Here is a 19,638-nt window from a genome sequence, read left to right as displayed (position 1 = left end):
GCGCAAACGGCTAATCCTTTGGCCGAGTTGCGCAAACGCCCTATATACAGGCAAAAGGCATAGGAGATTTCATGATCGCCAAACACACAACCGCCGAAGATATGGCTCGAACTGTAGGCGTCGACCCGAACACATTCCGCCAAGCGTTGCGTAATGTGAAGCACCCTCGGAAACGCAACACTGATTGGGAAGTGAAAATTGGCAGCCCATCGTATTCGGGAATGCGCACCGTTCTTGTTGGTCTCATACAGCGGAAGGCGGCCTGACGCCGACCGGATCTAAAGCCAAAAGCGTCCCGCCGACGTGATCGGCAACGCCGCATACACGATCGACCAGGCTGGCTAGGCGGGGCATCCGACATCTCCCCTCACGTTTTTGGGCAATCACCGCGAGGTCGGGCGGCGAGACAGGCGCTGATAAATTTTACGCCGCGTGTCTGTTTCTGCTATGGAGAACACGCAGTTGTGCGGACTTCGTTTTCGTCTGTACAAAGGCGGTTGTCACACTTTTGCAGTTTTCGTGGGCTTGTGCTTGCTTGAAAGCGCCGGCGTCCCACCTATAGGCGGTGCTCAAGGGCGGGCAGGGTTAGAAGAAAGCAGTGAATGTTAGCGCGACCTATTGAACCAACCAACGCCGAGGCGGTGTTGGCTCCCCCGGCGGGCGGTCGGACGCGCGGCGATGCTTTCGACCGTGCACAGCGTCATTCGCGCCGCGTGCGCGTTCTCAAATTTGCCGTGCCAGTGGCCGCGGCACTGATAGCGGTCGCTTTCCCGGTCTATTCCTATCTCGCCGCACCCGTCGCCGTGAAGGTTCAGGCGGAAGGCACTGCCTTTTCCAACGGCAAGCTGGTGATGGCCAATCCCAAGCTCAACGGTTTCACCAAGCAGAAGCAGCCTTATTCGATGACGGCGCTGCGTGCCATTCAGGATGTCAGCACGCAAGGTATCATCGAGTTGGAAGGCATCGACGCCAAGGTGCCGATCGCGCCCGACAATGTGGCGGCGGTCAAGGCCTCGCACGGCACCTACGATCGCGACGGCAATACGATGAACCTGACCAGCGACGTGACGATCACCACGACCGACGGCATGCAGGCCAAGTTCAAATCGGTCTTCCTCGACATGGGCAAAGGCACTATGAAGACGGGAGATCCCGTCGATGTCAGCCGTGGCGGGTCGCGGATCACGGCGGATACGATGTCGGTCCAGGACAATGGCAAGGTTCTGGTTTTCGAGAACAAAGTGCGCGTCAACATCGATTCCGCCGCCTTGAAGGCGGCACAGGGAAACAGCGGAGAAACCAATGCGGCTCAGTAGTTCGACGCGGCTCGCGGCTGCAACTTCAGCGTTGCTGCTGCTCGGACTCGTGCCGTCATGGGCGCAGACGACCAGTCAATCAGGCCTCAAACTGTCCGGCGACAAGCCGATCCAGATCGAGAGCGACAAGCTGGAAGTCCGCCAGGCCGACAGTGTCGCCATCTTCACGGGCAATGTCAGCGTCGTCCAGGGGCCGACATTGATGAAGGCCGGCAAGATGACGGTCTACTACGTCAAGGACCCCAACGCCGCTGCCAAGGGCACGGAGGCCGCGGGTGCGGCGATGACGGGCTCGGCCAACATCGATCACCTGGAGATCTCCGACAAGGTTTACATCAAGTCGGATGCGCAGGTCGCGACCGGCGATCAAGGCAGCTTCGATATGAAGAGCCAGGTGCTGGTGCTTTCGGGCAAAAAGGTCGTTCTGTCGCAAAACGACAATGTTCTGGTGGGCTGCAAGCTTACGGTGCAGATGAAAAGCGGACTGGCTCAGGTGGATCCATGTGCTGGGCAACGCGTCCAGATGTCGATCACGCCGCCGCCGAAATCGGGAGCGACGAACCCCTGATGGCCAGCCTGTCGTCGTTGACGGCGCGTCTTCCGGGACGGGCCGCCGGCAAGCTTTCGGCGCCGGCCACGGGGACCGTCGATGCGGGAAAGTTCAAGGGAACCCTGATCGCCAAGGGGCTGACCAAGAGCTACAAGGGCCGCAAGGTCGTCAGCGGCGTCACCATCGGCGTGCGCGCCGGCGAGGCCGTTGGACTGCTCGGCCCCAACGGCGCCGGCAAGACGACCTGTTTCTACATGGTTACCGGCCTCGTGCCGGTGGATGAAGGCACGATCGAGATCGACGGCTTCGACGTCACGTCGATGCCGATGTACCGTCGCGCACGCCTCGGCATCGGCTATCTGCCGCAGGAAGCGTCGATTTTCCGTGGGCTCAATGTCGAGCAGAATATCCGCGCGGTGCTGGAAGTGGTCGAAAAGGACCGCAAGGTGCGCGAGCGCAATCTCGACGAACTGCTCGAGGAATTCCACATCAGCCATCTGCGCAAGGCGCCATCCATGTCGCTTTCGGGCGGCGAGCGGCGACGCCTGGAAATCGCGCGAGCGCTGGCGACGCGTCCGGCCTACATGCTGCTCGACGAGCCTTTCGCCGGCATCGATCCGATCGCTGTCGCCGATATCCAGCAACTGGTGCGCCACCTGACAGCGCGCGGCATCGGCGTCCTCATCACAGATCATAATGTGCGCGAAACGCTCGGCCTGATCGACCGCGCCTACATCATCCATGCCGGCCAGGTGCTGACCCATGGCAGGGCCGACGAAGTGGTGGCAAACCCGGATGTGCGGCGACTTTACCTCGGCGAGGGTTTTACGCTCTGAACGGTTCGTCGTTTCACGGAAAACGCCAATCCGCTCCGTCTTTTCGTCTTGACGCAATTCCCAAGGGAAAGCGCTATGCGCTTTTCCGGGAAAACCGTTTCACACTTTTCCTGGAATTGCTCTGAGCGTGAAATTTGTTTCCTGACACGTGCGGTTCGCGCGGCGCTTTTTTCTCGATTTTGCTCCGGGATAACGCTCCGGTAAGCGCGTTTTGCTACCAATTGCCTTGACAAGCAAAAGCCGGGCCAGTTTTTATGGCCGGCTGCAAAATTCTTGCCCGGAAGTCGGGATGCGTAGACGAGGCGTTTGAAACCGAACCATGGCGTTGGCGGCCAAACTACAGCTACGACAATCGCAGTCGCTGGTGATGACGCCGCAGCTGATGCAGTCGATTCGGCTGCTGCAGTTCACCCATGTCGAGCTTGAGCATTTCATCGACGAGGAAATCGAGCGCAATCCGCTGCTGGAACGCGCCGAGCCGCAGGACGATGCCGCCAGCGACCAGGCGCAGAAGATCGAGGCGGAGCCGCAAGCCACCGCCGAAGGCGACTGGTTCGAAAACGAGACGCAGTGGAGCGCCGAGGCGATCTCGGACAAGCTCGACACGTCGCTGGAAAACCTGTTTCCCGACGACCCGGGCACCAGCGAGCGGCTCGGTCCCGACCTGACGGCACAATGGAAGTCGGCTTCGGGCAATGGCGCGGGTTCCTCATCCGAGTGGTTTGATGCGGGCGATATGGCGGCCGCGACGATCACGCTGCGCGACCATGTCGGTGAACAGGTGGCGCTAGCCTTCGCCGATCCGGCTGCACGGCTGATCGCCGCCGAACTCGCCGACGGCCTTGACGAGAGCGGCTATCTGCGTGCCGACCTGGCCGAGATCGCCGTTCGTCTCGGTGCGGATGCCGCCGCCGTCGCGAAGGTGCTGGCGGTGTGTCAGACCTTCGAGCCGGCCGGCCTGTTTGCCCGCGACCTAGCCGAATGCCTGTCGCTGCAACTTGCGGTGCGCAACCGGCTCGATCCGGCGATGAAGGCGCTGGTCGCCAATCTCGAACTCCTGGCACGGCGTGATTTTCACGCATTGAAACGGATCTGCGGTGTCGACGAGGAGGATCTCCTCGACATGCTGGCGGAGATCCGGGCGCTCGATCCCCGGCCGGGCATGGCGTTTTCGGGCGGCGCCAGCGACGCGATCGTCGCCGATGTCGAGGTGCGCGCGGCCAATGACGGCAGCTGGACGGTCGAGCTCAATGCCGAAACGCTGCCGCGGGTTTTGGTCGACCATATCTATTTCGCCCAGGTCTCACCGCAGGCCAAGAACCAGGCGGAAAAGGATTTTCTGGCCGAATGCCTGCAGAATGCAAACTGGCTGACGCGCAGCCTCGACCAGCGGGCAAAGACCATCCTCAAGGTCGCCTCGGAAATCGTTCGCCAGCAGGATGCCTTCCTCGTCCATGGCGTGCGGCAGCTGAAGCCGCTCAATCTGCGCACGGTGGCCGACGCCATCGGCATGCACGAATCGACGGTCAGCCGGGTCACAGCCAACAAATACATGCTGACGCCGCGCGGCGTGTTCGAGCTCCGGTATTTCTTCACCGCCTCGATCGCCGCCTCGGGCGGCGGCGATGCGCATTCCTCGGAAGCCGTGCGTGACCGCATCAAGCAGTTGATCGACGAGGAAAAACCCGTCGACGTGCTTTCCGACGACGCAATCGTCGACATGTTGCGTGAAAGTGGCGTCGACATTGCAAGGCGTACGGTCGCCAAGTACCGGGAAGGCATGAATATCCCCTCTTCGGTGCAGCGCCGACGCGAGAAACGGGCGATGGCCAGCGCCGGGCGCTGAGCGGGTCGATTTTCCACAGGCCGGCACTTCATTGACAAGCCGCGGTGAAGTGGCTAGAAGCCCGCCCGCATGAGACGGGCTAGATGCCCGCATGCGGATGGTCCGTCACGACGTTGGCCTCGGGACGGTCAAAGGGCGGCTTGTGATCAACCGGAAAGTTTGGATTTAAAATCGGCGCAAGTGACGCCGCAAAGCTTGTGCGCACGGATCACGAGTATAAACTCGGGCCAGTTTGAAGCCTGAGCAGGAAGGTCAGTTTTCAGATGAATCTGCGCATATCGGGAAAACACATGGACATCGGCGATGCGTTTCGGACACGCATCAATGATCGCGTCGGCGAAGCGATCGGCAAATATTTCGATCGCGGCTTTGCCGGACATGTCACGGTCATCAAATCGGGCTCGCGCTATTCGGCGGACTGCATGATCCGGCTGGATTCCGGCGCTTCGCTGCAGGCCACCGGCGATGCCCAGGATCCGACATTGGCCTTCGAGGCCGCGGCGGATCGTCTGGAAACCCGCCTGAGGCGCTACAAGCGCCGGCTGAAATCGCACAATTCGGGCGCCGCCAACGGCCAGCCGACCGACATAGCCTACACGGTGATGGCGCCGCTTGCCGATGACGACGAGGACATTCCGGAGAATTTCGCGCCGGCCATCGTCGCCGAATCAACCATGACGCTGAAGACCATGTCGGTGGCGTCGGCGGTCATCGAGCTCGACACCAAGGACAGCCCGGTCTTTGTCTTCCGCAATGCGGGAACCGACCATCTCAACATCGTCTATCGCCGACCCGATGGAAATATCGGCTGGATCGACCCGTCGACGACCAAGGTCGCGCAAGCGTGACGACAAAGGTCGCACGGACGTGACGACCACGGTCGCACTGGGATAAGAGCCGGCCGCACGAGGGGTGGGGACTGGTGACGGCAGGCGAACAAGGGATTTTCAAGCATGGATCTGAGCGATCTTATCAACGTTCCGGCGATACTGCCGGCGTTGAAGGCGAATTCCAAGAAGCAGCTGCTGCAATTGCTGTCCGAACGGGCAGCGGCGATTTCCGGCATTCCGGAGCGGGAGGTGTTCGACACCATCCTGCAGCGTGAGCGGCTGGGTTCGACCGGCGTCGGCAACGGCATCGCCATTCCGCACGGCAAGCTGGCCGGCGTGAAGCGCATCGCAGGTGTTTTCGCCCGGCTGGAGACGCCTGTCGATTTCGAATCGCTGGATGATCAGCCCGTCGATCTGGTGTTTCTGCTATTGGCGCCGGAAGGGGCGGGCGCCGACCACCTCAAGGCACTGTCGCGCATCGCGCGGGTCCTGCGCGATGCCGACACGGTGGCCAAGATCAGGGGTACGCGCGACGCCACGGCTATCCACGCGCTTTTATCGGACACCCAGGCTTCGCACGCGGCCTGAATTTCGAGAATGATATCGCCACAGGGCCGCCATGGGCGGCCCTTTTCCGTTTCAGCGGGAATCGCTGTCAGTGAATGGCGACGGTGGTCAGGTCGTTTTCCATGGCGCCGGCCAGAGCGCGGTCACGCGCATCGGAAAGCAGGATCGGCTGACCATTGGCGGCAAACAAGGCCCACAGTTCCATGCCGGGGGCGATTTCGCCGAGATTGGGGAAACGGCCGAGCAGTTCGTCGCTCGAGACCTTTCTGAGATAAGCGACCGAGCCTTCGCCGAGATGAGCGAATTCGCCATTGGTCATGGTGATGTTTTCAGTTCTGGTCATTTCAAAGCCTCCTTGGCGCGAGGACGCCGCTCAAGGCCATCCCGCATGAGAGCCATTCAATTTGCTGCATCGTGCTTTCGAAAAATCGGTGCCGATTTTCCGGCCGATGCAGTGGTAAAGATCAGTCTTTCACCGATATGTTTATTTTCCGTACCAGCCGTTCGGACTCCGGCCGATCGAGGTCGATCGACAAAAGACCGTTCTTCAACTCCGCCGCGATCACCCGCATGCCGTCGGCCAGCACGAAACAGCGCTGGAACTGGCGCGCGGCGATGCCGCGATGAAGAAATTCGCGCTCGGTGTCGTCGGTCTGACGGCCGCGCACGACCAGCTGGTTTTCCTCCGTGGTGACATCGAGATCGCTTTCGGCGAAACCGGCGACCGCCAATGTAATGCGCAACCTTTCGGTCTTGCCGTCGGCGCCGCTGAGGCGTTCGATGTTGTAGGGAGGGTAGCTGTCGCCGGATTTCGCCAAGCGTTCCAGGGTCTTTTCCATGGCGTCGAAACCAAGGAGAAGCGGGCTGGAAAAGGGCGTCATTCGGCTCATGTTACACTGTCCTCTCAAGAGCGACATAAAGCGGAAAAACCCAGATGGCATTTTTCCCGATGGCCTTGATATGGTCCGCCCCGCGACCAAGTTCAAGCCGTCAACAGACCCGCCCAAAAAGACCAGGCGTGGACTCACAGGAATGACCGACATGGCGCTTGAAATGGCGAGCAGATGCAAGGAGAAGCGCGCAGGTCGGGGATTGTCTTCCCCGGTCGAGCGGTTCGGCGTGGCAGCTCGCGGCCGCTTCGGCGTCATTTGGACGTTTCGATCGGATCGATGCAGGCCCACGACCTCGCCAAACAAGGAATTGAAATGCCCCAGTCACGCAAGATCATCATCGACACGGATCCCGGCCAGGATGATGCCGTCGCCATATTGCTGGCGCTCGGCAGCTCCGAACTGGAGATCGTCGGCATATCAGCCGTTGCCGGCAACGTGCCGCTGAAGCTTACCGAGAAGAATGCCCGCAAGATCTGCGAACTGGCCGGCCGCCCGGACATCAAGGTCTATGCCGGCGCCATCCGGCCCCTGATGCGCGAATTGGTCACCGCCGAGGAAGTGCATGGCAAGACCGGTCTCAACGGACCGCAACTGCCCGAACCGACGATGAAGCTGCAGGACCAGTACGCGGTCGATTTCATCGTCCAGACGCTGATGAGCGAAGAAAGCGGCACGATCACGCTTTGCGCGCTCGGCCCGCTCACCAACATTGCGCTGGCGCTGATCCGCGAGCCGCGCATCGCACCACGCATCAAGGAAATCGTGCTGATGGGCGGCGGCTTCTTCGAAGGCGGCAATGTCACCCCGACCGCCGAATTCAACATCTACGTCGATCCGCAGGCCGCCGACGTCGTGCTCAAATCGGGCATTCCGATCGTGATGATGCCCCTCGATGTCACCCATAAGGCGCTGACCACTGCCAAGCGCACGCAAACCTTCCGCGCGCTCGGCACCAAGGTCGGCACCGCCACCGCCGAGATGCTGGAATTCTTCGAGCGCTTCGACGAGGAGAAATACGGCACCGACGGCGGCCCGCTGCACGACCCTTGCGTCATCGCCTATCTGTTGAAGCCGGACCTGTTCAAGGGCCGCAATTGCAACGTCAGCGTGGAAACCGCCTCGGAACTGACCATGGGGATGACCGTGATCGACTGGTGGGGCGTCACCAAGCGGCCGAAGAACGCCATGGTGATGCGCGACATCGACCATGATGGGTTTTTCGCGTTGCTGGTGGAGAGGCTGGGGCGGCTTTAAAAGCTTCCCTTCTCCCCGTTTAAGGGGAGAAGGTCCCGGCAGGGGGATGAGGGGCGGCACAAACGTTAATATTTTGTCTGCAGACCCGGCGTTGCCCCTCACCCGATCGCTTCGCGACCACGCTCTCCCCGTAAACGGGGCGAGGGAAGAGGCGCACCTTACTTCGCCTTTGAAAACGCCAACCACAGGCCGCCGCCGACCATGAAGCTGCCGCTGATCCTCGACAAAAGTTTTATGCGGCCGGCCGACAACAGGCGCCCGGCGCGGCCGGCGGCCAGCGCATAGGTCGAATCCGAGAAGGCGGCGAAGATCATGGCGGTCAGGCCCATGATGGCGATCTGCAGCGAGTAGTTGCCTTGCGGCGAAATGAACTGCGGAAAGAAGGCGCCGAAAAAAATCAGCGTCTTGGGATTGCTGAGCGCCACCAGCAAGCCCTGCAGGAAGAAGCCGCCGCGTGGCTTTCTCGCTGTTCCATCGGCATTCAGCGTGCCTTTGGAACGGAACATCTGCACACCCATCCAGATCAGATAGGCGGCGCCGATCAGCCTGACCCACTCGAACCAGTGGCCCATGCCTGCGATCAGCGTGTTGAGGCCGATGCCGACGATGGCGATCATCACGGCAAGCCCGGCCTGCGTGCCGGCGACATTGGCGAGGCCGGCGCGCGAGCCATGGCGAATGCTGTTGGCGATGATCAGCGTGACCGTCGGACCGGGCACCAGGATGATAACGATGCAAGCGAGGACATAGGCAGCGTAGAGTTCGAACGACATGATTTTTCCCCAGGAATACCGCCGAGGCGGCGCGGTTGAGGGTAATCAATGCATAGCAGCGCAGCCGGTGCAAGCCGCTACCTAGCGCCCTGCGACACGCCAGTCCGCCCGGTTCAGGCGCCGGCCTGCCAGGGCAGTGTAGCCTCATAGGCCGCCGCCGCCTTGAGTACGGCGAGGTCGCCGCGCGGCCGCCCGATCAGCTGCATGCCCATCGGCCGGCCCCGGTCGTCGAAGCCGACCGGCACGTTGACCGCCGGGCAGCCGCCTAGGGTCGCGAAGGCGGAAACCTGCATCCAGCGGTGGTAGCTGTCCATTGCGCGTCCGGCGACCTCACGGGGCCAATGCGTGCCTATGTCGAAGGGGAAGACCTGCGCCGTCGGCAGCGCAATCAGGTCATAGCGGTCGAAGAGCGACAGCAGCTTGCGATGCCAGGATGTACGGGTCACGGAGGCGGCGCGGATCTGCGGCGCCGTCAGCCGCATGGCGTTCTCCACTTCCCAGATGGCTTCCGGCTTGAGCAGCCGGCGCTTCGCGGGATCGTCATAGTGGGTTTTGAGCGCGCAGCCGCTGCTGGCCTGGCGCAGCGTCACGAAGGCCTGCCACAGCGCTTCGAAATCGAAATCCGGCAGCAGGGGCTCGGTCGCGAAGGACGCTTCCGTAAAGCGGCCAAGTGCCGCCTCGCACAGGCCGAGAATGCCTGTTTCAACCGGCAGATGACCGTGGAGGTCACCGAGCCAGGCGATGCGGCCACCAGTTGCCGGTATTCCAAGCCCTTCGAGGAACGAGCCGGGTTTCTCGTAGGACAATGGCGCGTGCGGGTGGTAACCGGCCTGCACATCGAGCAGCAGCGCCATGTCACGGACGTTGCGGCCCATCGGCCCGTCGACGCCCATCTGCGCATGGAAGACTTCGAAATCGGGTCCGCCGGGAACAAGTCCTTGCGACGGGCGGAAGCCAAAAACATTGTTCCAGGCGGCCGGGTTGCGCAGCGAGCCGCCGAAGTCGCTGCCATCGGCGACGGGCACCATGTCGAGCGCCAGGGCCACCGCCGCGCCGCCGCTCGAGCCGCCGGCGGTCAGGGCCGGATCGAAGGCGTTCAGCGTCGGCCCGAACACGGCATTATAGGTGTTGGAACCAAGCCCGAATTCGGGGACGTTGGTCTTGCCGATGATGATGGCGCCGGCATTGCGGATGCGCTCGACGAAGAAGTCGTCTTCCTGCGGCACGAAATCGGCGAAGATCGGCGAGCCGAACGAGGTCCTGAGGCCCGTGGTCGAGGCGAGGTCCTTGATGGCCATCGGCAGGCCGAAGAGCGGGCCGGCTTCGGCTCGCGCCGGACTGGCATCGGCCGCATCGGCTTCGCGCAGGATGTCGCCGCGATCGCGCAAGGAGACGATGGCGTTGACCAGCGGATTGACCGCCTCGATGCGATCGAGGAATGCCGCCACCACCTCACGCACGGAAAGCTCTCTCTCCCGGATCGCGCCGGCGAGTTCGACCGCGGAAAGGCGGCAGATGTCGCTTGCCGGCGGCACGGCATGCTTCGTTTGAGGACGCAGCATTTTAACGGGTTTCCTGCAGCGCCTGATCGACGTCTTTGGCGAGCGGGATCGCCGGTTGGGCGCCAGGCTTCAGGCAGGCCAGCGAGCCGGCTGCGCCGGCGCGCGCCAGCGCCTGTTCGAGCGTGAGGCCCGACGACAGGCTGGCGGCGAAATAGCCGCAGAACGTATCGCCGGCGCCGACCGTGTCGACAGGCGTTATCTTGCGCGCAGGAACGGCCAGGTACTCGGTCGGTGTCGCCGCCATCACGCCGTCGCCGCCGAGTGTGACGACGACGGTGCGGCCGGTCTTTCCGGCAAAGTCGCGCATGCGGGCCGCCCGGTCGCGGCCTTGCAGCGACAGCGCTTCGCCATAGAGGTCGAACTCGGTTTCGTTGGCGACGACATAGTCGGCCTTGCCGAGAAAGCCGGCTGCTTGCCCCTGGAACGGCGCCGTGTTGAGCACGGTGATGGCGCCGGCCGCCCTTGCCTGGTCGAGGGCGGCATCGACGGTGGCCAGCGGAATCTCATTTTGCAGCAGCACGACGTCGCCTTTTTTCAGAAAGGCCTTGGAGAGATCGCCGGGCACCACGGAAGCGTTGGCGCCCGGCACCACGGCGATGATGTTCTCGCCGTCGTCGGCGACCATGATCAGTGCCGTGCCGGTCGAGGCGTGAGTCTCGGCAACGCCGGACAGGTCGACCTTGCCGTCGCGCAGCAATGCCAGTGCTTCGGCTGCGAAGCTGTCCCTGCCGACGGCGCCGACCATGCGCACCGAGGCGCCGGCGCGTGCGGCGGCCAGTGCCTGGTTGGCGCCCTTGCCCCCAGGCGCGGTGGTGAAGGCCGAGCCGCCTACCGTCTCGCCGGGGCTAGGCAAGCGGTCGACCTTGGCAATAAGGTCGAGGTTGATCGAACCGATGACGATAATCAAGCAAGGCCTCCTGGCAACGCAAATTCAAATGTCGGAGCATCCTTGTGCGTCCAAGCGAACGCAGGTCGTTCCGATTGCGCGGAAGCTAACCTGTAAGGCCGCGGCTTGCCAGACCACGCGCATGGTCCAGCCCGATTTGGGGTGTCGTGGCCTTATTCGCAGCGCACGGTGACCGTGCCCTGATAGTTGCCGGCGGGAAAGATACCGCTCGACCTGGTGGCGGTGAGGTCGACCTGCATCGTGTGGGTGCCGTTGGCAACCCTCTGCGGCACACTTCCGTTGACATCTGCCCCCGAGCCATCGAGGCGGAAGACCGAAGCGAAGGTCACGTTGGTGCCGCCGCCGCTCGGCGCGGACGAGAATGCGGCAGGCGCCGGCGCCGAAACCGAATAGCAGTCAAGCAAATTAAGTATCGAGCACAACAGGGAGCTTGCCACCACGGTGGCGCTGGCGCTCGATCCGCCTGCCTGTTTGGAGCCCAGTATGCTGATGGCGGGATTGGCCTTCATCGTTCCGGACGCCCCGACCATGATGGTGCAGGTGCCGATGATCGCCGCCTGCACCGGAAGGCAGGAACCGGCAAGTGCTGCCATCGCAAGCAGCGCGCGACTACTGCTTCTTCTTTTTCTTGCCATCACCACTTCCGGTCCTGATGCTCCAGCCTTCGTTGGCCCACCCCGGTGACGCGGCCGTGGAAGTGCTGGCAGCCACGCTCGCCGTCTGGCCGTCGGCGCCGAGGCCCATTTTGAGGAGCTTCAGTTCCAACTGCAGGCGCTCGACCTCAAGCTCATAGAGACGGCTGCAATCGACGCGCTTCGGCGTGCGCCCGATCGGGATCACCACCCGACCATAGGTGGCAACGCTGTTGTCCGACTGGCTGTTGCCTCTGATAACGCCGAGATCGACATAAGCGCCGGAACCGGAGACGGCGGAACGGCAAGTGGTACCGTCCGCGGCATGGACCTCGTCCTGGCCCTGGGGCAAGGTGACGCCGGGCAGGTTGAAGCCGCTCTCATTCTGGTTAAGGTTGTAGACGTCCTCGGCCCCGGCCGGCGACGCACCCGCCCAAGCAGCCGCGAGCGCCAGTGTCAGGACTTGCGGCGCCCAAAAAACTTTCCGCATATCTGTGCCCTTATCTGCGTCTGTTGATTGGGAAAGGGGATGCTTTCGGTACAGATACGCACTTTACGCTCGGCAGCGCCGTCAAAAGGCACAACCACAAGGACAGAACGGGAGGCCTGCGAAGCCAGCTGGAATATATCTGGAGAGATTCTGGCATCTACCGGCTGAAAATCCTGATCGTAGACATGGATTTCGACCCGGATCTTCCGGTCGTAGGGATTGGCGGGGAAGACGCGAACCGCGAAGACGTCGGTGAAGCTGTTGATCTCGCCACGCATCGGCGACATCGACTGGGCCTTGGCGGCAATGGGCGCCAATCCGACGGCCAGTGCCGTCGCCAGGATTCGAGCATGTTTCACGACCCCCTCCTTCGCTCGCGTCATTCGCAGCGCAGCGTTACCGTTGCCTGATAATTGCCGTTGGCGAAGCGATTGCTGCCGCCCTTGGTGCCGGCGAGGTGGACCGAAACGAGGTCGGCGCCGGGGGTGGTGATGCTGCTTGCCGAGCCGGTCTCACCGATGGCATGCGCGCCGGCGGCTGAGTAGGTGGGCGTCCAGGTCGTCGACGTGCTGTCTGCCGATGGCACCGTCATGGTGGTGACCGGGTCGACACTCAGCGACACACCTCCGGTCGTCGTCAGCGTCACGGTTCCAGCCGAGCCGCCGCTGTTGTGCGAACTGAGGGACTGGAGATCGGGGCTGGCCGTCATCGTGCCGTTGGTGGCAACGACAAGTGTGCAGGTGGGCGCGATCGTGCCATTGAAGATGACATTTTGCGTCGCGGCCAACGCGGCCTCGTCGATGCTGGCAACCAGCAGAGCTGCGCCGCAGGCGACGCGAAACAATGTCATCGGGACCTCCTATCAAGCCGGATCGTCCGGATTAATATGAGGGCATCATCACTTTATCGTGGTTAATTTAGAGTTACCTAAAATAATGGCTCAAAATAACTATTACAGGAACCGGAGGTTGCCCTCGGTTGCAAAGGTGAAAACCACAGTGGAAATCGCGCTTATACTTATTAACGCCGACATACCCATGGTTTTCCTCGTAATATCGAGAAAAATCGATATTACGATACCTGCCCGGCTTCCCAGCCCAGAATGGCGCGCTTGCGGGTCAGGCCCCAATGATAGCCGGTGAGGTCGCCTGATTTGCCGATGGCGCGGTGGCAGGGAACCACGAAAGAGAGGGGGTTGGCGCCGTTGGCCGCACCAACGGCACGGCTGGCTGACGGCGCGCCAATGCTGGCTGCAATCGAGGCATAGGTGCGGGCCTTGCCCATCGGGATCTTGAGCAGCGCCTCCCAGACACGAACCTGGAAATCGGTGCCGATCATGACGACATGCAGCGGCTGGTCGGGGCGCCACAGCGTCGGATCGAAGATGCGCGCGGCATAGGGGCCTGTAGCAGTCATGTCCTCGACATAAATGGCGTTCGGCCAGCGGCTGGACATGTCGGCAAAGGCGGCGCGCTCCTCGCCCGGATCATTGAAGGCGAGGCCTGCAAGCCCGCGGTCGGTGGCCATGATCAGGGCAGTGCCGAACGGCGAGGGATGGTAGCCGTAGCGGATGGTGAGCCCGGCGCCGCGTGTCTTGTAGTCGCCCGGCGACATCGCCTCATGCGTGACGAACAGGTCATGCAGCCGGCCCGGGCCGGACATGCCCAGTTCAAACGAGGTCTCGAGCAGCGGCATGCCGGAATCGAGCAGCCTGCGCGCATGGTCCAGTGTCACCGCCTGCAGGAACGCCTTGGGCGACAGGCCGGCCCAGCGGGTGAAGAGCTTTTGCAATCCGGTCGGCGTTTCGCCGACCTCCTCGGCCAACTCTTCGAGGGATGGCTGATCGCGGTAGTCGAGGCTGATCTTCTCGATGGCACGGCGCACGATTTCATAGTCGTTGCCTTGCGGCGTGATGTCCTTCTTGAGGACTGCTGTGTGGGTGCTCATGGAACTGTCTCCTTGAGCCGGAATATCGCCCCTCGGGGCGTCGATCGCCACCCGAAACTTGCCTTCTTGCGGCGTATACACAGATGGACACGGGATTCGAGCCCTGGAGTCGCTCGTGGCTGGCTCAGCGTGCCTTGGCGGTCGCCAGCGCCCGCGAAAAGGCGGTGGCAAAACTCTCGCGGGAATCGGGGTCCAGGAACGATCCGATCGGCACGTTCCGCCCTTGGCCTTCCACCGTCATCCCTGTGATGCCGATCTCGGCGTGACGGGCCACCGAAAGCCGGGCCCAGAACGGATTGAAGCGATGCGCTTCCGATTTCCCCGAGGGGGCTGTCTTGCGGATGTCGAGGCTGGTGCGCGAGACCGAGACTTCTTCGCGGGCACGAGCGGCACGATAGTTGATGCGAAAGGCGATGTAGACGGCGGCCACGTCGAGGCCGAAGAAGCCGAACACCGGCCAGGCGCCGCGCGACAGGAAAAACGCGCCTGTCACCAGCCAGCCGAACAGCAGCGCGCCCATCAGGATGAAGAAGCCTGTCCGGCCGAGAGACCGGTGCGGGGTGAGTAGCGCCTGAAAGAATGGCTCGTCGGCCTGGAACGAGGCGTTTGTGTCGCTCATGAGGGGATATTATAGGAGGGAAATGGCAAGTCCCAAGTCCAAAGATTCTTCCCTGTCCAAAAAAGAGCTGTTGCCCGCACGACGCGATGGGTCGAACGCCAAGCCGCGTCCGCGGCCGGTGCGAAGCGCGTCACGCTACAGCCCGGCCGAAGTGAACGAGATATTCCGGCGCTTTTCCGTCCAGCGGCCCGAGCCGAAGGGGGAGCTCGAACATGTCAACGCCTTCACGCTGCTGGTCGCGGTGGTGCTGTCGGCGCAAGCGACGGATGCCGGCGTCAACAAGGCGACGCGGGCGCTGTTCAAGGCCGCCGATACGCCGCACAAGATGCTGGCGCTGGGGGAGGCAATGGTCGGCCAATATATCCGCACCATCGGGCTGTGGCGCAACAAGGCGAAGAATGTGATTGCGCTGTCGCAGGCGCTGATCCGCGACCATGGCGGCGAGGTACCCGACAGTCGCGATGAATTGGTCAAGCTGCCCGGGGTCGGGCGCAAGACCGCCAATGTCGTGCTCAACATGGCCTTCGGCCAGCACACGATGGCGGTCGACACGCACATTCTGCGCATCGGCAACCGGCTCGGGCTGGCGCCCGGCAAGACACCGGAACAGGTCGAGCAGGGGTTGTTGAAGATCATTCCGGACGAATATATGCGCCATGCACATCACTGGCTGATCCTGCATGGCCGCTATGTCTGCAAGGCGCGCAAGCCGGATTGCCCGGCCTGCGTCATCGCCGACATCTGCAAGGCCGAGGTCAAGACGACCGATGTGCCGGCACCGCTGGTGCCGATCGCACCGCTCGATCCTGTCGAGGAGATCCAGGACCGAAGCGGAACGACGACGTAGTTCAACTCTCCTCCACAAACACCTGTTCGCGCTTTTTCTTGACCGCCGGCAGGAAGACGATGACGAGCACGGCGAGCGCGATGAGCAGCAGGCTGGCGCTGATCGGTCTGGTCAAGAAGGTGCTTGGGTCGCCGCGCGAGAGGATCATGGCGCGGCGCAGGTTTTCCTCGAGCAGCGGGCCGAGCACGAAGCCGAGCAGCAGCGGCGCCGGTTCGCAGCGCAGCTTGGTCAGGAGGTAGCCGAGGAAGCCGAAGAAGGCGACGGCGTAGAGGTCGTAGACGTTGCTGTTGACGCTGTAGACGCCGATCGAGCAGAACGCCATGATGATCGGGAAGAGCACGTAATAGGGGATCGTCAGCAGCTTCACCCAAAGCCCGATCAGCGGCAGGTTGAGGATGATCAGCATCAGATTGCCGATCCACATCGAGGCGATGATGCCCCAGAACAGCGCCGGCTGTTCGGTCGCGACATTGGGGCCGGGTACGATGCCCTGGATGATCATGGCGCCGATCATCAGCGCCATGACCGGGTTGGCCGGAATGCCGAGCGTCAGCATCGGGATGAAGGAGGTCTGCGCACCGGCATTGTTGGCCGATTCCGGTCCGGCGACGCCTTCGATGGCGCCCTTGCCGAACTCCTGCGGGTTTTTCGAGACGCGTTTTTCGACCGTGTAGGACGCAAAAGCTGCCAGGATCGCGCCGCCTCCCGGCAGGATGCCGAGCGCCGAACCGATGATTGTTCCGCGCACGATGGGCGCTGCCATGCGCCGAAAGTCCTCGCGGGTCGGCATAAGGCCGGTGACCTTGCGGATCATCACGGAACGCTCATCCTCGTTTTCGAGGTTGCGCAGGATCTCGGCGACGCCAAAGACGCCGACCGCCACCGCAACGAAATTCAATCCGTCGGCATATTCCCGGATTCCAAGCGTGAAGCGCGGCGTGCCGGTGTAGATGTCGGTGCCGACAATGCCGAGCAGCAGGCCGAGCACGACCATGGCCAGCGCCTTGACGATAGAGCCGTGGGCGAGCGCGACGGACGAAACCAAGCCGACGATCATCAGCGAAAAATACTCGGCCGCGCCGAATTTCAGCGCGATCGCCGTCAGCGGCGGGGCAAAGATGGCGACGAGGAACGTCGACACCGTGCCGGCAAAGAACGAGCCGATGGCCGCGATCGCGAGGGCCGCTCCGGCGCGGCCGTTCCTGGCCATCTGGTAGCCGTCGATCGCGGTGACGGCGGACGAGGATTCGCCCGGCATGTTGATGAGAATGGCGGTGGTCGAGCCGCCATATTGGGCACCGTAATAGATGCCGGCGAGCATGATGAGGGAGGAAACCGGGTCGCCGATCTGGAAGGTGATCGGCAAAAGCATGGCGATGGTCGCGGTGGCGCCGATGCCGGGCAGGACGCCGATCAGCGTGCCGAGAAGGACGCCGATCAGGCAGAAACCGAGGTTGGTCAGCGACGTCGCCGTCGAAAAACCGAGCGCGAGGTTGTCGAGCAGATCCATGCTCATCGCCTCACGACACCAACCATGGGGCCAGCCACGGGCCGAAGCGGCGGAACGGCAGGCCGAGCGCGTAGCTGAAGACGAGGTACGCAAACAATGTCAGGCCGGCCGACAGCACGAGCGCGGTCAACGGCTTCATGCGGCGGCTGGCAAACGACGCGATCAACGCCGTCAGGAAGATCGACGGGATGAAGCCGAGGCCGCGCACCGTCAGGCCGAAGAAGATCGGAGCAGGCAGGATGAGCAGCATGCCGCGCCACGCGATATGCCCGATCGCTTCGCCCTCGACGCGTACGGCCTGGACGAGAATGACGGCGCCAAGCAGGATCAGCACGATCGCCAGGACCAGCGGAAAATAGCCTGGACCCATGCGCAACGCGGTGCCGATTTCGAGGCCGAGCGATTGCAGCGCGAACCATGCGCCGAAACCGATGAACAGGGCGGCGCACAGGCCGTTGGCCCTGTCGATCGCGAAAGGTTTCATGATGGTTCTCCCAAGCCCGCAGTGGGTAGCGGATGCCAAGCGAATAGGGGCGCTGGTGGCGCCCCTATTCAAACCTCAGTCGGCGTACTGGCCGGCGGCTTCGATGATCGGCTTCCAGCGCGCGATCTCGCTTTCCAGCTTGGCCTTCAGTGCGGCGGGCGTCGCATCGGCCTCGGGCGACGGCTTGGTGCCGAGTTCGGCGAAGCGGGCGACGACGTTCTGGTCCTTCAGCGCGACCTGCAGCGATTTCGACAGGCGTTCGGTGATCCCGGCCGGCGTGCCCTTGGGTGCATAGAGACCGTGCCAGATGCCGACCTGCACTTCGGGAAGGCCGCCTTCCACCGTCGTGGGCACGTCTTTCAGCACATCGAGGCGCTCCGGCGAGGTGACGGCATAGGCCTTGATGGTGCCGCCCTGAATCTGCTTGGTGGTGTTGGTCGTCTGGTCGCACATGATGTCGACCTGGCCGCCGAGGAGATCGGTCATGGCCGGGCCGGTGCCCTTGTAGGGTACGGTGACCAGCGGCGTCTTGATGGCGCTCATGAACAGCATGCCGCATAGATGCGAGGCCGCACCGATGCCTGCATTGGCGACGGTTATGGAATCCTTGTTGGCCTTGGCGTACTCCACCAACCCCTTGAGGTCGGTCGGCTCCAGGTCCTTGCGGCCGACGATGGTCATCGGCACCTCGGTGACGAGGCCGACATATTCGAAGGCGTTCAGCGTGTCGTAGGCGAGCTTTCTGTACAGTGTCGCACTTGTCGCCATGCCGATATGATGGAGCAGCAGCGTATAGCCGTCAGGCTCGGCGTTGGCGACGCGGCCGGCACCCAGCGTGCCGCCGGCACCGCCGACATTTTCGACGATGACCTGCTGGCCGAGATCCTTCGACATCGCTTCGGCGACGAGGCGCGTGACCGTGTCGGTCGGGCCGCCGGCCGCAAACGGCACCACAACGGTGATGGTGCGTTCGGGATAGGTCTGCGCGCCGGCAGTGAACCCATAAAGCGTGACGGCCGCGGCAGCAGCCAGAGTGGCGACAAATCTTCTCATCGTGATCTCCTCCCAGTGTATCAATCTCCAACCGCTGCGCGGGGTCCCTCTCAGCACCGCCTGCGGATGAAGCAACAACTAGCGCAAGCTAGCAGATTGCAACCGGAGGCAAACGGCAAACTGCTGATCAGCCCTATCCTAGTAGCCGTAGCCGCGCGCCATCGCCGCCGCGAAGACCGGGATGAGCAGGAAGATGAAAGCTTCGGCGCGGATATAGGTCTTCACGGACGCAAGTTCGGTCGCCGGCACCTGGAACGAGGCATTGCCGCTCGCCTGCCTGTTCCAGGATATGAAGCGGACGGTCGGGATGATCGACAGCAGGCCGACCACGATGAACGCCGCTATCTTGGCCCAGAACACCCAGTTGTAGACGTAGAATTCCCAGCCCTTGAGGCCATAGAAGACGCGGCCGATGCCGACGACGATGATCAGCGCGGCGATGACGCCGTAATGGCGGTCGATGCCGGCGAGCCTCTTGAGCGTCGCAGCACCCAGATCGCCGCGGATCAGGACGAATTCGGCGCCGATGATTCCCGCCAGCGAAAACACCAGCAGATGATGGAAGATCGCAAGCGCAAGATCGGTGGTGTCCATGCTCTTCCCCGGGTTTGACGGCGCCAATGCGCGCTTGAAAGTCGCGCTGGCAGGTGTTGAAATCGGCCTGCGGTGAAAAATAACACCGTCTCGCAAAATTCCCATAGCGGCGCCTGGATGATGGGCCG

At 62.7% G+C, this 19,638-nt stretch carries 24 protein-coding genes; 9 read left to right on the top strand and 15 right to left on the bottom strand.

Translation table 11 applies throughout. The annotated features are described in order from the left end of the window. The first annotated feature begins 71 nt into the window (after nt 1–71). The 7 genes from NKH95_RS11750 to ptsN all read left to right on the top strand — a co-directional run bounded on the left by NKH95_RS11750 (nt 72) and on the right by ptsN (nt 5,966). The gene (locus tag NKH95_RS11750; protein WP_127296383.1) at nt 72–266 is read left to right on the top strand and encodes a hypothetical protein; all 195 of its coding nucleotides are present in this window, start codon (nt 72–74) and stop codon (nt 264–266) included. A gap of 336 nt (nt 267–602) precedes the next feature. Then, nucleotides 603–1,316, top strand: coding sequence for an LPS export ABC transporter periplasmic protein LptC (gene lptC, locus NKH95_RS11745; protein ID WP_352440862.1), 714 nt, complete (start codon nt 603–605; stop codon nt 1,314–1,316). Beyond that, nucleotides 1,303–1,884: an LptA/OstA family protein gene (locus NKH95_RS11740; protein WP_023812537.1), complete on the top strand. Its 582-nt coding sequence runs from the start codon at nt 1,303–1,305 to the stop codon at nt 1,882–1,884. The genes lptC and NKH95_RS11740 overlap by 14 nt, the downstream gene beginning before the upstream one ends. After that, the gene (gene lptB, locus NKH95_RS11735; RefSeq protein WP_352891599.1) at nt 1,884–2,702 is read left to right on the top strand and encodes an LPS export ABC transporter ATP-binding protein; all 819 of its coding nucleotides are present in this window, start codon (nt 1,884–1,886) and stop codon (nt 2,700–2,702) included. Before NKH95_RS11740 ends, lptB begins: the two co-directional genes overlap by 1 nt. Before the next feature lie 319 nt (nt 2,703–3,021). Further along, nucleotides 3,022–4,548, top strand: coding sequence for an RNA polymerase factor sigma-54 (gene rpoN / locus NKH95_RS11730; RefSeq protein ID WP_352674935.1), 1,527 nt, complete (start codon nt 3,022–3,024; stop codon nt 4,546–4,548). A gap of 263 nt (nt 4,549–4,811) precedes the next feature. After that, nucleotides 4,812–5,396 carry a ribosome hibernation-promoting factor, HPF/YfiA family gene (gene hpf, locus NKH95_RS11725; protein WP_013529588.1) on the top strand — a complete coding sequence of 195 codons (585 nt, stop codon included), beginning with the start codon at nt 4,812–4,814 and terminating at the stop codon, nt 5,394–5,396. Nucleotides 5,397–5,501: 105 nt separating this feature from the next. Continuing rightward, complete coding sequence (ptsN, locus tag NKH95_RS11720; RefSeq protein ID WP_111548784.1) at nt 5,502–5,966, top strand: PTS IIA-like nitrogen regulatory protein PtsN; 465 nt, start codon at nt 5,502–5,504, stop codon at nt 5,964–5,966. A 67-nt stretch (nt 5,967–6,033) separates the two neighbouring features. Here ptsN and NKH95_RS11715 read toward each other — a convergent pair whose 3' ends face one another. Continuing rightward, the gene (locus NKH95_RS11715) at nt 6,034–6,288 is read right to left on the bottom strand and encodes a BQ00720 family protein (protein ID WP_023760740.1); all 255 of its coding nucleotides are present in this window, start codon (nt 6,286–6,288) and stop codon (nt 6,034–6,036) included. A 121-nt stretch (nt 6,289–6,409) separates the two neighbouring features. Continuing rightward, nucleotides 6,410–6,835, bottom strand: coding sequence for an Hsp20 family protein (locus NKH95_RS11710; protein ID WP_023760739.1), 426 nt, complete (start codon nt 6,833–6,835; stop codon nt 6,410–6,412). Nucleotides 6,836–7,150: 315 nt separating this feature from the next. Here NKH95_RS11710 and NKH95_RS11705 point away from each other — a divergent pair, with 315 nt between their 5' ends. Continuing rightward, nucleotides 7,151–8,092 carry a nucleoside hydrolase gene (locus NKH95_RS11705; RefSeq protein WP_352554957.1) on the top strand — a complete coding sequence of 314 codons (942 nt, stop codon included), beginning with the start codon at nt 7,151–7,153 and terminating at the stop codon, nt 8,090–8,092. Nucleotides 8,093–8,250: 158 nt separating this feature from the next. On the opposite strand, the gene NKH95_RS11700 is transcribed toward NKH95_RS11705, so the two are convergent. The 9 genes from NKH95_RS11700 to NKH95_RS11660 form a co-directional block, all read right to left on the bottom strand. After that, a complete protein-coding gene (locus tag NKH95_RS11700; RefSeq protein ID WP_352554956.1) occupies nt 8,251–8,865 on the bottom strand; it encodes a LysE family translocator in 615 nt (204 codons plus the stop codon). A 113-nt stretch (nt 8,866–8,978) separates the two neighbouring features. Then, nucleotides 8,979–10,427, bottom strand: a complete 1,449-nt coding sequence (locus NKH95_RS11695) for an amidase (RefSeq protein ID WP_128303206.1) — start codon at nt 10,425–10,427, stop codon at nt 8,979–8,981. A gap of 1 nt (nt 10,428) precedes the next feature. After that, nucleotides 10,429–11,334: a ribokinase gene (locus NKH95_RS11690; RefSeq protein WP_128303205.1), complete on the bottom strand. Its 906-nt coding sequence runs from the start codon at nt 11,332–11,334 to the stop codon at nt 10,429–10,431. Between the two features lie 152 nt (nt 11,335–11,486). Further along, nucleotides 11,487–11,969: a hypothetical protein gene (locus NKH95_RS11685; RefSeq protein WP_164892880.1), complete on the bottom strand. Its 483-nt coding sequence runs from the start codon at nt 11,967–11,969 to the stop codon at nt 11,487–11,489. Next, nucleotides 11,944–12,456, bottom strand: a complete 513-nt coding sequence (locus NKH95_RS11680) for a hypothetical protein (protein WP_023812544.1) — start codon at nt 12,454–12,456, stop codon at nt 11,944–11,946. The genes NKH95_RS11685 and NKH95_RS11680 overlap by 26 nt, the downstream gene beginning before the upstream one ends. Next, a complete protein-coding gene (locus NKH95_RS11675; RefSeq protein WP_023812545.1) occupies nt 12,423–12,815 on the bottom strand; it encodes a hypothetical protein in 393 nt (130 codons plus the stop codon). The genes NKH95_RS11680 and NKH95_RS11675 overlap by 34 nt, the downstream gene beginning before the upstream one ends. 20 nt (nt 12,816–12,835) lie before the next feature. Further along, on the bottom strand, nt 12,836–13,306 hold the full coding sequence (locus NKH95_RS11670; protein ID WP_352774389.1) for a hypothetical protein: 471 nt from the start codon (nt 13,304–13,306) through the stop codon (nt 12,836–12,838). Nucleotides 13,307–13,527: 221 nt separating this feature from the next. Continuing rightward, nucleotides 13,528–14,403, bottom strand: a complete 876-nt coding sequence (locus NKH95_RS11665) for a methylated-DNA--[protein]-cysteine S-methyltransferase (RefSeq protein ID WP_352891596.1) — start codon at nt 14,401–14,403, stop codon at nt 13,528–13,530. A gap of 124 nt (nt 14,404–14,527) precedes the next feature. Next, nucleotides 14,528–15,022 (bottom strand): DUF2244 domain-containing protein, encoded by a 495-nt coding sequence (locus tag NKH95_RS11660; protein WP_352774393.1) that lies wholly within the window; start codon nt 15,020–15,022, stop codon nt 14,528–14,530. Nucleotides 15,023–15,044: 22 nt separating this feature from the next. On the opposite strand from NKH95_RS11660, the gene nth reads away from it, so the two are divergent. After that, nucleotides 15,045–15,869, top strand: a complete 825-nt coding sequence (gene nth, locus NKH95_RS11655) for an endonuclease III (RefSeq protein ID WP_352891595.1) — start codon at nt 15,045–15,047, stop codon at nt 15,867–15,869. A gap of 1 nt (nt 15,870) precedes the next feature. Here the strand turns inward: nth and NKH95_RS11650 are convergent, their stop codons facing one another. The 4 genes from NKH95_RS11650 to NKH95_RS11635 all read right to left on the bottom strand — a co-directional run bounded on the left by NKH95_RS11650 (nt 15,871) and on the right by NKH95_RS11635 (nt 19,510). Then, nucleotides 15,871–17,379, bottom strand: a complete 1,509-nt coding sequence (locus tag NKH95_RS11650; RefSeq protein WP_128303200.1) for a tripartite tricarboxylate transporter permease — start codon at nt 17,377–17,379, stop codon at nt 15,871–15,873. A 10-nt stretch (nt 17,380–17,389) separates the two neighbouring features. Then, complete coding sequence (locus tag NKH95_RS11645) at nt 17,390–17,863, bottom strand: tripartite tricarboxylate transporter TctB family protein (RefSeq protein ID WP_023812551.1); 474 nt, start codon at nt 17,861–17,863, stop codon at nt 17,390–17,392. Nucleotides 17,864–17,938: 75 nt separating this feature from the next. Further along, nucleotides 17,939–18,916 (bottom strand): tripartite tricarboxylate transporter substrate-binding protein, encoded by a 978-nt coding sequence (locus NKH95_RS11640; RefSeq protein WP_023812552.1) that lies wholly within the window; start codon nt 18,914–18,916, stop codon nt 17,939–17,941. 138 nt (nt 18,917–19,054) lie between these two features. Further along, nucleotides 19,055–19,510 carry a DUF2214 family protein gene (locus tag NKH95_RS11635; RefSeq protein WP_128303199.1) on the bottom strand — a complete coding sequence of 152 codons (456 nt, stop codon included), beginning with the start codon at nt 19,508–19,510 and terminating at the stop codon, nt 19,055–19,057. Nucleotides 19,511–19,638 lie beyond the last annotated feature (128 nt).

The sequence above is a fragment of the Mesorhizobium sp. M0848 genome, from assembly GCF_040319805.1.
In the GTDB taxonomy this organism is placed as follows: domain Bacteria; phylum Pseudomonadota; class Alphaproteobacteria; order Rhizobiales; family Rhizobiaceae; genus Mesorhizobium.
This window is presented reverse-complemented; position numbering and strand designations above follow the sequence as displayed.